The organism is Streptomyces sp. NPDC054813, assembly GCF_053611365.1.
This window is the reverse complement of the sequence record NZ_JBSHAF010000001.1, coordinates 492,931-505,919: the sequence shown is the minus strand read 5'-3', so window position 1 is coordinate 505,919 and position 12,989 is coordinate 492,931. Positions and strand designations below refer to the sequence as shown.

The window sequence follows — 12,989 nt, the reverse complement described above, 5'->3', positions numbered from 1 at the left end:
GGATGCGGTTGGTCCAGCCGGTGTGGGTGGAGGCGACGCCCTTGGGGGTGCCGGTTGAGCCGGAGGTGTAGTACACCGACACCAGGTGGTCCCCGGTCACGCCGCTGTCGGGCGCGGTCGGGGACGTCCCGGTCAGCGTCCCCGGACCGCAGTCCAGAACGGTGAAGCCGCCCTGGGCGTCGGCGAGGAGAGCCGCACGCTCGGCGTCCGTACAGGCCACCGGAGCACCGGCGTCGGCGAGTATCCGCACCGCACGCCCGACCGGAAGATCCGGGTCCAGCGGGACGAAGGCACCGCCCGCCTTGAGCACGGCCAGGAGCGTCACCACCATCTCGGCGGACCGGTCCATCCAGAGGCCGACCGGCGTGTCCGCCGTGACCCCCGCCGCCCGTAGCCGCTCGGCCAGGTGGTTCGCGCGGCCTGTCAACTCGGCGTAGGACAGGGTCCCTTCGGAGTCGGTGACGGCCGGCGCGTGCGGGGTGGCCGCGGCCACGGCGTCCACCAGATCGGTCAGCAGACCCTCCGGGAACACCACCGCCTCGCCCAGCCCCGCCGCCAGCAGCCGCTCGCGTTCGCCCGCGTCGACCATGCCGACACCCGAGACGGGACGGGTGGGATCCGCCAGCGCGTTGCGCAGGAAGGCGACGAAGTGCCGCATCAGCCGGTCGATCGTGGCGGCGTCGAAGAGGTCCGCCTCGTAGTACGCGATCCCGGTGAACGTGTCACCGGCCCGGGTGAGGGCCACGTTCAGGTCGAACCTCGACTTGCCGTCGACCACCTCGACCCGCTCGGCCGTCAGACCGGGCAGCACCAGGTCGTCCGTCTCCTCGTCGCCCAGGGCGAACAGCACCTGGAACAGCGGGTTGCGGCTCGGGTCCCGCTCCGGCCGGAGCTCCTCCAGCAGCGCCTCGAAGGGCAGTTCCTGGTGCTCGTAGGAGGCGAGCGTGTTCGCCCGGGTCCGGGCCAGGAGCGCCGCGAACGACGGGTCGTCGGCCAACTCGGTGCGGATCACCAAGGTGTTGACGAAGTAGCCGATCAACGCGTCGAGTTCGGGCCGTACCCGGCCGGCGATCGGGGTGCCCAGGGTGACGTCCCGGGTGGCGGAGTGCCGGGCCAGGACCACGCTGAACGCGGCGGTCAGCGTCATGAACGGGGTCGCGTTGTGCTGCCGCGAGAAGCGGTTGACCGCCGCCCCCAGCTCGCCGTCGATCGTGAAGGAGACCTGGGCGCCGTTCCCGCTCCGCACGGCCGTCCGGGGCCGGTCCGTGGGCAGTTCGTCGGCGCTCGCGTCCGCCAGCCGCTCCCGCCAGTGGTCCAGCTGGTGCCGCAGCCGCTCCGGCGTCTGATGGACCCGGCTCCACGCCGCGTAGTCCCCGTACTGGAGGGGCAGCGGCGGCAGTTCCGGCTCCCGGCCGGCTGCCAGTGCCTCGTAGGCCCGGGACAGCTCCGACCACAGCACCCGCATCGAGGTGCCGTCGATCGCGATGTGGTGGACCACCAGCACCAGCAGGGCGTCGTCCGCGGCCAGCCGCACCACGGCGACCCGGAACACCGGACCGTCCGACAGCGAGAACGGCTCGCGCATCAGCTCCCGGGCGATCGCGACGCCCGCCGCGTACCGTTCTGCGGCACCGTCCCCGGCCGCCTCGTGCACGGGGACCGGCACCGGCCCCGCCGGCAGCACCCGGGGGACGGGGGCGCCGTCCCACTCGTCGAAGACCGTCCGCAGCACCTCGTGCCGTCGGGCGATCACCGCGAAGCTCCGGGCCAGCACACCGACGTCGAGAGTGCCCCGGACCCGGATCACCGTGGACGTGTTGTAGCCCGGCATCATCTGCTCCAGGAGCCACATCCGCTCCTGCGAGTACGACGCCACGGGCGCGCCCGGGTCCGCCACCGGGATCGCCGTCGCCGCCGCGTCGGCGCGCTGGGCGGCACGGGCACCCTGGAGCAGCGACCTGACCTGCGCGCGCCGCGCTTCCTGCGGATCGGCCTTGGGGTCGGCCTGGGGAATCCGGCTCGTGGTCATGAGCGGGTCCTCTCGGCGGTGGTGTCCGAGGCCGAAGCAGAAGCCGTGTCCGAGTCCGAAGCCGTGTCCGCGTCGCCGACCGCGTCCAGCAGCAGGTTCTCCAGGGCGTTGGCCATGGTGTGGATGGTGGGGTTGTCGAAGATGAGAGCGAGCGGGACGTCCACCGACAGCGCCGACCGCAGCCGGGAGACGATCCGGGTGGCCAGCAGCGAATGCCCGCCCAGGGCGAAGAAGTTGGCGTGGATGTCCAGGTCGGACCGGTCCAGCACCTCCGCCCAGATGCCGTCGATCAGCTGCTCGGCCTCGGTGGCCGGCCGCACCGCGACCGCGTCCGCCTCGTACCGCGGCTCGGGCAGCGCGCGGTGGTCGGTCTTGCCGTTGGCGTTGACGGGGATGCGGTCCAGCACGGTGATGCTGGAGGGGATCATGTAGAGGGGGAGCTGGTCGCTGAGGTGGGTGTTGAGGTCGGTGCGGAGGGCGTCTTCCGTGATGTCGTGGTCGGTGGTGATGTAGGCGGCGAGGCGGTGGCCGCCGGGGGTGGTTTCCCATTTGGTGACGACGGCGTCGTGGACGTGGGGGTGGCGGCGGAGGGTGTGTTCGATCTCGGCGGGTTCGATGCGGATGCCGCGGATCTTGACCTGGCTGTCCGCACGCCCGAGGAAAGTCAGCCTGCCGTCCGGGCGCCGCACGCCCCGGTCGCCGGTCCGGTAGAGCCGCTCACCGTCGGCGAACGGGTGCGGGACGAAGGCCGCCGCGGTCTTGCGGGCGTCGCCGAGGTAACCGCGGGCGAGGCCCACGCCGCCCAGGTAGAGCTCGCCGGGGACACCGTCCGGCACCGGGTTGAGGTGTTCGTCGAGCACCAGGACCTGGTTGTTCGCGATCGCCTCGCCGAGGGAGACGTCACCCGCCCGCTCGTCCGCGGGGACACAGGTGTGGCTGGTGGAGTCGATGGAGACTTCGGTGGCGCCCCATTGGTTGTGGAGGTGGGCTCCGGTGGGGGCGAGGCGTTGGTGGAATTTGGTGACGAGGTCGGGTCGGAGGGCTTCGCCGCTGGAGATGACGTGGCGGAGGTGGGTGAGGGGTGGTCGGGTGGGGGTGATTTCGTCGAGGAAGAGGGTGAGCATGGAGGGGACGAAGTGGAGGGCGGTGATGTGGTGGTGGTGGCTCCAGTCGGCGATGGCGCGGGGGTCGCGGTGGAGTCCGGGTGGGAGGGTGATGACGGTGGCGCCGGCGATGAGGGGCCAGAGGATTTCGACGGCGGAGTCGTCGAAGCTGAGGACGGTTTTGTGCAGGACGGTGTCGCCGGGGTGGAGGGGGTATTGGGCTTGCATCCATTGGATGCGGTTGGTCCAGCCGGTGTGGGTGGAGGCGACGCCCTTGGGGGTGCCGGTTGAGCCGGAGGTGTAGTACACCGACACCAGGTGGTCCCCGGTGACACCGTTGTCCGGGGCCGTGGGTGCGGACTCGGTCAGCGTCCCCGGACCGCAGTCCAGGACCGCGAGCGCGGCGCCCGCGAGTGACTCGGCCCGCTGTCCGTCCACACAGATCAGGGGCGCCCCGGCGTCCGTGAGGAGCGTCACGACACGGCCCACCGGAAGGTCGGGGTCCAGCGGCAGGAACGCACCGCCCGCCTTCATGATCGCCAGGAGCGTCACCACCATCTCGGCGGACCGGTCCATCCAGAGGCCGACCGGCGTGTCCGCCGTGACCCCCGCCGCCCGCAGCCGCTCGGCCAGGTGGTTCGCGCGGCCTGTCAACTCGGCGTAGGACAAGGTGCCTTCGGTGTCGGTGACGGCCGGCGCGTGCGGGGTGGCCGCGGCCACGGCGTCCACCAGATCGGTCAGCAGCCCGCCGGAGAACGCGACGCGCTCGCCCAGCCCGCCGCCGAGCGCCGGACGCTCGCGGTCCGCCGCGTCCCCGGACACCAGCCCGATCCGGTCCATCGGCCGGTCCGGCTCGGCGACCGCCGACCGCAGCAGGGTGATGTACTGGTCGACCATCCGCCGCATCGTCGCCTCGTCGAACAGCGAGGAGGCGTACTCCCAGATCAGCGTGATCCGGTCGCGGTCCGGGTGGTCCGCACGCCCGGCGCGCTGCTGGGCCCGCGGCACCACCACGATGTTCATGTCCATCTTGGACGAGCCGTTGTGGCGCTCCAGGACGGTGCCCCGCACACCCCCGAACTCCAGGTCGGGCACGATGGCGTTGTGGAAGCTGAACATCACCTGGAACAGCGGGTTGATGGACGGCACCCGGGGCGGCGCCACCGCCTCCACCAGCCGGTCCAGCGGCACGTCCTGCCAGTCCGCGGTCTCCACCAGCACCTGGTTCACCCGCTGCCGCAGCCCGTCGAAGCCGGGGGAACCCGAGGTGTCCAGCCGCAGGGGCAGGGTGTTCACCACCATGCCCAGCATGCGCTCGGTCTCCGCGAGCCGGCGGTTGGCGGCACCCGTGCCCACCACCAGGTCGCGCTGCCCCGAGTAGCGGCTCAGCAGGGCGGCGAAGCCCGACAGCATGGAGGCGAACAGCGTCACCCCCGAGCGCTCACTGGACTCCCGCAGCGCACGGCTCAGTTCGGCCGGCAGCTCCACCCGCAGGGCCGCGCCCTCGAAGGACGGGACACGCGGCCGCGGCCGGTCCGTCGGCAGGTCCAGGACCAGCGGCGCGTCCTTCAAGTGGTTCTTCCAGTAGTCCAGGTGACGGTCCAGCACCTCGTCGCGCATCCAGGCGCGCTGCCAGGCGGCGAAGTCGGCGTACTGGATGGGCGGTTCGGGCAGCGGCGACGGACGGCCGGCCACCAGCTCCGGGTAGATCGCGCGGATCTCGTCGAGCAGCACGCCGAACGACCAGCCGTCGTGCACGAAGTGGTGCTCCACCTGGACCAGGGTGTGGTCGTCGGGCGCGTGCCGGATCAGCAGCCAGCGGGCCAGCGGCGGATCCGTCAGCTCGAAGGGGCGGCGGATCGTGTCCCGCACGACCTCCTCGGTACGGCGCTCCAGGTCCTCCTCCGGCACGTCCTCGAGGTCGACGACGGGCAGTCGTACCGCCATCGGCGGGCGGACCTCCTGCACCGGGACGCCGTCGATCGTCGAGAACGCCGTACGGAAGATCTCGTGCCGGCGGACCACCTCGGTGATCGTGGCACTCAGCGCCTCCACGTCGAGCGGGCCGCGCAGCCGGATGGTGGCCTGGGCGTTGTAGGCGAGGTTGCCGGGGGAGAGCTGCTCCAGGAACCAGATCCGCTCCTGCGGGAACGACAGCGGCAGCGGACGGTCCCGGGGGACCCGCACCACCGGCGGCAACGGCGGCGCGCTGCGGCCCAGCCGGTCCAGCTCGGCGGCCATCCGGGCCACCGTGCGCTCCTCGTAGATGCTCGATATCGGCAGCTCGGTCCCGAACTCCGAGCGCACCCGCGCCGCGAGGCGGCCGGCGAGCAGCGAGTGGCCGCCCAGCAGGAAGAAGTCGTCGTCGACGCCGACACCGTCGATACCGAGGAACTCGGCGGCGATCTCCGCCAACCGGCGCTCGGTCTCGGTCGTGGCCTGCGCCCCGCCCTCGCCCAGGCCCAGCGACGTGCGGTCCAGGGCGGGGAGCGCGGCCCGGTCGAGCTTGCCGTTCGGCAGCAGCGGCAGCCGGTCGATCACCGCGATCGACGGCACCATGAAGTGCGGCAGCCGCTCGGCGGCGAACCCGCGCAGCTCCAGGGGCCCGGCCGACGGCGCCACGACATAGCCGACCAGCCGGTCCTCGTCACCGACCCGGCCCACCACGACGGCGACGTCGTGCACGGCGGGGTGCTCGCGCAGCACACCGGCGATCTCGTCCGGCTCGATGCGGAAGCCGTTCAGCTTGACCTGCTGGTCGATGCGGCCGAGGAAGTCCAGTTCCCCCTCCGGCGTCATCCGCACCAGGTCCCCGGTGCGGTACGCCCGCTCGCCCGGGGCGTCCGGGTCGGGCACGAAACGGTCGGCGGTCAGCGCCGGGCGGCCGATGTACCCGCGGGCCACGCCCTCGCCGCCGACGACCAGTTCACCCGGCTCACCGGGCGGCACCGGGCGCAGCGACTCGTCCAGGACGTAGAGGCGGACGCCGTCGATGGCCCGGCCGATGACGGGTTTGCCGCCGCCCGGCTCGGTCCGGGACACCGAGGCCCACACGGTGGTCTCGGTCGGGCCGTACGCGTTGAACATGGCACGGCCCGGCGCCCACCGGTCGACGAGCTGCTGGGGCAGCGCCTCCCCGGCGCAGACGATCGTCTCCAGGTACGGCAGCTCCTGCTCCGGCACCATGGCGAGCACGCTCGGGGGCAGCGTGATGTGGGTGATCCGGGTGTCGGCCAGGAAGTCGCCGAGCCCAGGGCCGTACAGGAGGTCCCGGCGCGGCGGCAGCACCAGCGTGGCGCCCGAGCACAGCGCCATGGCCAGCTCGAACACCGACGCGTCGAAGCTGGGCGAGGCGAACTGGAGGACCCGGTGGCCCGGGTGCACCGTGAAGGCGGTCTGCTGGGCGTCGGCCAGGTTGGCGAGTCCGCGCTGGGTGAGCGTCACGCCCTTGGGGCGGCCGGTGGACCCCGAGGTGTAGATGACGTACGCCGGGGACTCCGGGCGCAGCCGGGGCAGCGGGACGGGCCCGGCCGCCGGGGTGTCGTCCGCGGGGTCCGCCAGGAGTACGCCCAGACCGCGCAGCCACTCGGGGGCGGTCGCGTCGGCGACGACCAGCGCGGCGCCCGAGTCACCGATCATGTACGACAGCCGGTCGGCCGGGTACGAGGGGTCCAGCGGCAGCCAGGCGGCACCGGCGCGGGCGACGGCCAGGACGGAGGCCACGAGGTCGAGGGACGGCTCCAGGAACACGCCGACCGTCGCTCCGGGACCCACGCCGAGGGACCGCAGCCGGGCGGCCAGTTCGGCGGCGCGGGCGTCGAGTTCGGCGTACGTCAGGTGCCGGTCGCCGAGCTCTGCGGCGGGCCGGTCGGGGGTCGCGGCGACTTGCCGGAGGAACTTGTCGAGGAAGTGTCCGGAATCTGCTGGTGTCACGGAAGTCTCCATGAGGGCTTTGACGGACGGGCGGTGGCCGGACGGCGGGGCGGGGACCGCGCCCGGCCCGGGGGCCGGCCGCGGGCGCCGCCCCGCCGTCCCGGTCGCCTTGGTTCGGCGGATGCGGGCAGACGCGGGCGGACATCCGGGGGGTGTGTGCGACGGCGATCATCGATCGGTGAAGCCACGCTAACCGCGCCGCGACGCCCGGAACGGCACTGTCACAGGCACTCTGAGCGGCACTTCCACCTGCCGGTTGTGCCGCTCACGCCTCCTGGCCGGCCGCGGGCGGAGTCCTGCGGGACAGCGGCGAGGGCAGGATCCACAGACAGGCGGTGAGCGCGCCGGCCGCGGCGATCCACAGCGTGGTCCGCAGCCCGAGCGGTCCGGCGACGGCCCCGGCGATCAGCGCGGCGAGCGGCCGCATGCCGAGGTTCACCCCCTGGTAGGCGCCGAACACACTCGACCGCATGGCGTCCGGGACCAGCGAGGTCAGCAGGGTGGCCGCGGTGATGTCGATCCAGATGACGCCCAGCGCCGAACCGAACTGGGCGCTGACGAGCATGACCAGGACCGCCGGCCCGGACCCGTGCGCCGCCGGGATCAGCAGCAGCGGGGCCGGCGTCGTCAGGCAGCCGAGCAGGAACGTCCGGCCCACCCCGAGGCGCCGGGTCAGCGGGGTCGCGCACACGGCCCCCACCACGGCGCCGACGGCCCCCGCGCCCAGTACCGTGCCGAGCAGCCCCGCGCCGAGGCCCAGGGTCGTGGTGGCGTACAGGACGAAGAGGGTCGTCGTCACGAAGCAGAAGAAGTTGACCGTCGCCGTGGCGGCCAGCGCCGCCCGGATGGCCCGGGACCGGAGGATGAACCGCCCGGCCGCCCGCAGCCGGACGCGGTCCTCGGACGGCGGTGCCTCCTCGGGTGCGATACGGGCCAGGAGGACCGCCGACACGAGGTACGACAGGGCGTCCACCAGCAGGGCGAGCGGCGCCGAGAACAACTGCACCAGGAAGCCGCCGGCGCTGGGCCCGACGACCTTCGCCATGGCCCGGCTGCCGCTGCCGAGCGCATTGCCCGCCACGTAACCGCCCGGCGGCACCAGCGCTTTGAACAGCGGCGGATTGCACACCTCGAAGAGCACCGAGAGCAGTCCGACGCCGAACGCCACCGTGAACAGACTGGTGAAGGTCAGCGCGGAGAGGGCATGGACGACCGGGAGACTGACGAGCAGGGCGAAGCGGCCCAGGTCGGCGGCGATCATGACGCGGCGGCGGTGCCGGCGGCGGTCCGCCCACAGCCCGGCGTACGGTCCGAACAGCAGGTGCGGCAGCCAGACCGCGGCGGCGAGATAGCCCATCTGGGCCGCGCCGGCGTGCACGACGGTGACGGCGATGAGGGGGATGGCGAGCGCGGACACCTGGTCGCCGAGGTACGACACCGTCTGCGCCGTCCAGTAGCGGCGGAACGCGGTGTCGTACAGCAGGCCGGGGATCCAGGACAGGACGCGGGAGCGCACCGGTGGCCGGGTCGTGGGGGCGGCGGTGTCGTCAGGGGCTGATATGCGCACGGGAGCGGGCCTTCCTGAGGTCGTCGGGCATGACGTGCGGCGGGATGCCCGTGGACGCACGGCACGCCGACGACCGGAGGGACCGGCCGGCGCGTGCCGGCGGCGGTCCGCTCCACGGCGTGGCACGCGGCCACGACCGTTCGATGACCCTGATCGCCCGGGAGCCTGGGCCGGACGCCGGTCCGCACGGGAACGCGGCGCGACGACGCGACCGGAGGTGATCCACTCCCTCGGCCGGCGCGTGACTCCGCCCGGCCGCGCGGAGCGCGCGACCCGGCCGGGGTGTGGTGTGGACCGCCCGTCCCACCTGTCGCACCCGACCGGTCGAACCCCCACGATAGCGCGGGCGCACCGCCGCCCGCTGCCTCGCGACGGGCGGCCGGCCCGCCGGGGTTCCTACGGGGGCGTCGGCTCAACCGCCCGACAGGGAAGGCACCGTGACCGCCGCCACGGTTCACCCGGCCGCGGGCGCCGGACAGCCCGCACGGTCGCCGGCTCGTCAGGTGCGGGGCCGCCCGGAGTGCTCGCCGGCCCGGACAACCGCTGGACCGGTACGGCGGCGGGCGCCCCGCGACGCAAGCCCGCGGACCGTCCGCTCAGCCGTGGTCCGGGGCCCGGACCACGCTCAGCACCAGGTACGGGGCGAGCCCGGACCCGGCGGCCCGCTCCGACTCCGGCACGGCCGGTGCGGCCGTGGCCGGTGCGGCGAAACCGGCGCCGGTGAGCAGCGCGGTGTAGGCGGACAGCGGACGGAAGTGACAGACCGTCGTGACCCAGCCGCCGGCCCGGGCCAGCTCCACGGTCAGCGCACCGGTGCCGCAGCCGATGTCGAGGACGGTGGCACCGGGACCCGGGGGAGTGCCGACGCGGTCCAGCACCGCAGGGAAGATCAGCTGCCGTGCCAGCCTCATGTCACGGTCGCGGTAGGCGGCCGCGGCGGCGGGGGTGTCCCAGGCGAGCCCCTGAGACGGGTCGGTGGAGGTCATGGCCCGAGTCTTGTGGGCGGTGCCCGGCTCCCACCAGTCCCTCGATCGGGCGATGGCGGAAGCCGGGACCGGTGCTCAGGCCGGGGTCACCGCGCGGCGGCGGCCTCCTGGGCGATCGCATCGAACCGGGCGTTCATGGCCTCGGCCAGCGCGTGGGCGGCGGAGAGCGGGCGCACCATCACCGTGAGGTCGTCGATCTTCCCGTTCTCGTCGACGTGCAGGAAGTCGCAGCCCTGGAGCTTCTTGCCGGCCACCGTCGCCGTGAAGACGAGGGCGTGGTCACGGCCGTCGGGGCTCGCCATCTCCCGTACGTAGGTGAAGTCGCCGAAGACCTGGGTCACCGCGCGCAGGATCGCGACGGTGATCGCCTTGCCCGCGTACGGCTTGAAGGCGACCGGGCTGGTGAAGACGACGTCGTCGGCCAGCAGGGCGGCCACGGCGTCCAGGTCGTCGCTCTCGACGGCCTTGCGGAAGGGATGCATGGGTCCACCTCACCTAGTCAATAAATTGAGTAGGTGCATGCTAGCGTGCACCCATGGCTCTGCGGAACGCGTTGATGGCCGCCCTGTTGGAGGGCGAGGCCTCCGGGTACGACCTCGCGAAGGGATTCGACGCGACGGTCGCCAACTTCTGGACGGCCACGCCCCAGCAGCTCTACCGCGAACTGGACCGGATGGAGGCCGAGGAACTGGTCACCGCACGCGTCGTCGAGCAGGAACGCCGACCCAACAAGCGGCTGTTCTCCCTGACGGCGGCGGGCCGCGAGGCGGTGCGCGCGTACACCGCCGAGCCCCCGGTCCGGCCCGCGGTGGTCCGCGACGAACTGCTGGTCAAGGTGCAGTGCGCGGACGCCGGCGACATCGAGGCGGTCCGCGCCGCCGTCGCCGAGCGAATGGACTGGGCCGCCGCCAAACTGGCCCGCTACGAACGGATCCGGCGGCGCCTGCTCGCCGGGCGCTCGGAGGAGGCCTACTTCGCGGAGGCGGAGCGCATCGGCCCGTACCTCACCCTGCTGCGCGGGATGTCCTTCGAACGGGAGAACCTGCACTGGGGCGAGCTGGCGCTGCGCAGACTTGGGGAGCGGGCGGCTCACGAGGCTGAGTAGGGGCGATGAGCCAGGAGCGAAGGGCGATTACTCGACAAAGTGAATAGGGTGCGCGTCCTTCGAGTCACTGAAGGGCGTTGGGAATGCCACTCTCCGGCGACGTGTCCACGGGGCCCGCGACCGCCTTGGCCCGTCGGCTGCGCGCCAACAGCCCCGTGGACGTCAGGTGCAGCAGGTTGACCACGAGGATCGCCGGCGCGATGATCGCGACGGCTCCGGGCAGCCTGGGCTCCAGAAGGAGCGCCAGGATGATCGCCGTGATGCCGTTCTGCTGGCTCAGACAGAGTGCGGCCCGATCGTGGCGGGAGTACCCGAGGCCGACCACCGCGGCCACGACGATCTGTGCGGCGAAGGTGGCGAGCCCCAGCACCGCTCCGGCGAAGGGATCGGCGCCTGCGGCCAGCAGCACGCCCAGCACGAAGGTGGCCACGACCAGTGCGGTGTTCGTCGCCCGCCCCAGCCACACACCGAGTTCGGGCCGGAAGAACAGCGCCGACAGCGCGAGGCCGAGCATCAGGAACTGCCAGGTGGCAGCGGCGAGCAGTACCCCGAGGGCGGCGTATTGAAAGCTCCGCCGGATCTGCCGGGGCCGGGGCAGGCCGCAGAACGGCCCACCGTCCGCCGGTCCGCGTTCCCGCAGGACCGCCCACGCCCCGGCGGCCACGGCCAGGAGGGCGAAGTTGCCGATCAGCGTGGTGGCGTAGTCCTGGGTGCCGGAGGCGACACTCGCGCCGTCGTCCAGAACCATCGACCCCAGAATCACCACCAGAACAGTGGTCACCGGGTCGTCGAACGAGGCCCAGGCCGCGAGCAACGACTTGGCACGCGGTGACATGTCACGGCTCTCCAGCATCGCGGACACCGACAACGGATCGATCTGTGCCATGGCGACCGCCAGGACCAGGTACTCGGGATGGTCGGGGAAAGCCAGCCACAACACCCCTGCTATGAACGCGGCTTTGACCACCACCCCGAAGGTGATCGCGACGACGATCCGGTAGAGATCCGCCCGTGCCTGCGGGCGACGGATGCCCTGGGCGCTGCCGTAGAGCCCGACCGCCAGGAGACCCGAATTGAGCCAGCCGTAAAGACCCCCCTGCGCCTGGACGTCGAGTGTCAGCCACTGGCCGACGAGACAGCCGGTGCCGGCGAGGGACAGGGGCAGCAGGAGCGGGCCCAGAAGTGACCTCAGGGCTGCGGGTACCGGCGCGGAACGACCGTCCTGGCGTGCCATGACCAACGTCCTTCCGGCCGTTCGCAGCACCCTGTCAGGCTTCGGCCAGTTCGTTCCCGAGACGTGAGACCGTCTGGTCCGCCTCCGTGACCCTCGACTGGTCAAGGGTCACTCCCATCAGAAAGCGCTGGCCGGGGAGGGTGTGAAAGTACACGGCGCCCTGCTCCACGTCGAGGACCACGTGGATGAGTTCACCGCGCAGGATCGCCTGCAGGGACAAGTTCATCCGCCGGGCGACACCGGGCAGCAGTTGCCCCATCCGGCCGTACCGGCCCCTGCGCCGTTCCGGAGTCTGCACCCGGAAGAAGCTGCCGAGCCCCGGATGGTCGAAGATGTCATAACCCCAGGCTGCTGTGGGTGACTTGTGATAGGCGATGTAGTGCAGCCCCTCGATGTCGAGTGACGACCGCAGGGCATCCGCGACATCGGGCGGCGGGGCCGGGGCCTCGCGCCGATTCTCGGCCACGTAGGGGCCGACCGGGAGGGAGGCCTCCCGCTCGGGGTAGGGGTCGGCCGGCGGCCTGGACCCGGTGGTGGGTTCCCGCATCCATGGCGCGTCGTTGAACCACGAGCCGTAGTTCAGCGGGCTGTATCGCGCCGGCAGCCGGAGTCCATTGACGCATTCGGCCATCCTGGCATCGAGTTCGTCGAGACGCTCCACGGCTGCGGTCGCGCCGTAGAGATGGAATCCCGGTTCCACCAGGTAATAGAGGACGGCACCGGTCGGCACGCGCAATATGGTGCGAATGAGCGATCCGGTACGCAACGCTGTGAAATCCGGTTCGAGTTCTTCCAGAATATAATAGAGCTGGCGCCCGCTCCGTTCATGGGCGGCGGATTCCGGGGAGAGCGCGGACTTGCTGCCGGGTGATTCCGCGAAAGCGTCCAGTACGACCTTTGCCGTGTCGCCGTCGTAGAGCACCAAGTGCGCCAGACCGTCGGAGTGGAGTAACCGGTTCAGCTGTTCCGCCAGTTGGGCCATCTGTGGTGTCTCCCCGTCAGGATATCGAGTCGTGGCGTCCGCGGTGGCGC

At 72.2% G+C, this 12,989-nt stretch carries 8 protein-coding genes; 1 reads left to right on the top strand and 7 read right to left on the bottom strand.

Annotated elements, in window-relative coordinates; all coding sequences use genetic code 11:
• From ACWGJB_RS02220 to ACWGJB_RS02200, 5 genes are all read right to left on the bottom strand, one after another.
• Nucleotides 1-2,029, bottom strand: a 2,029-nt coding sequence (locus ACWGJB_RS02220) for a condensation domain-containing protein (protein WP_453378368.1), incomplete at its 3' end; no start/stop codon positions are given.
• Entirely contained in the window at nucleotides 2,026-7,065 is a 5,040-nt protein-coding gene (locus ACWGJB_RS02215) for an amino acid adenylation domain-containing protein (protein WP_453378367.1), read from the bottom strand. The genes ACWGJB_RS02220 and ACWGJB_RS02215, both read right to left, overlap by 4 nt.
• 265 nt (nucleotides 7,066-7,330) lie before the next feature.
• On the bottom strand, nucleotides 7,331-8,632 hold the full coding sequence (locus ACWGJB_RS02210) for an MFS transporter (RefSeq protein WP_453378366.1): 1,302 nt from the start codon (nucleotides 8,630-8,632) through the stop codon (nucleotides 7,331-7,333).
• Nucleotides 8,633-9,228: 596 nt separating this feature from the next.
• Nucleotides 9,229-9,618, bottom strand: a complete 390-nt coding sequence (locus tag ACWGJB_RS02205; RefSeq protein ID WP_453378365.1) for a class I SAM-dependent methyltransferase — start codon at nucleotides 9,616-9,618, stop codon at nucleotides 9,229-9,231.
• Nucleotides 9,619-9,704: 86 nt separating this feature from the next.
• Nucleotides 9,705-10,100 carry a nuclear transport factor 2 family protein gene (locus ACWGJB_RS02200; RefSeq protein ID WP_453378364.1) on the bottom strand — a complete coding sequence of 132 codons (396 nt, stop codon included), beginning with the start codon at nucleotides 10,098-10,100 and terminating at the stop codon, nucleotides 9,705-9,707.
• Nucleotides 10,101-10,153: 53 nt separating this feature from the next.
• Here ACWGJB_RS02200 and ACWGJB_RS02195 point away from each other — a divergent pair, with 53 nt between their 5' ends.
• Nucleotides 10,154-10,723, top strand: coding sequence for a PadR family transcriptional regulator (locus ACWGJB_RS02195; protein WP_453378363.1), 570 nt, complete (start codon nucleotides 10,154-10,156; stop codon nucleotides 10,721-10,723).
• Between the two features lie 64 nt (nucleotides 10,724-10,787).
• Here the strand turns inward: ACWGJB_RS02195 and ACWGJB_RS02190 are convergent, their stop codons facing one another.
• A complete protein-coding gene (locus ACWGJB_RS02190) occupies nucleotides 10,788-11,957 on the bottom strand; it encodes a hypothetical protein (protein ID WP_453378362.1) in 1,170 nt (389 codons plus the stop codon).
• 34 nt (nucleotides 11,958-11,991) lie between these two features.
• Nucleotides 11,992-12,939 (bottom strand): hypothetical protein, encoded by a 948-nt coding sequence (locus ACWGJB_RS02185; protein ID WP_453378361.1) that lies wholly within the window; start codon nucleotides 12,937-12,939, stop codon nucleotides 11,992-11,994.
• Nucleotides 12,940-12,989: the final 50 nt, after the last annotated feature.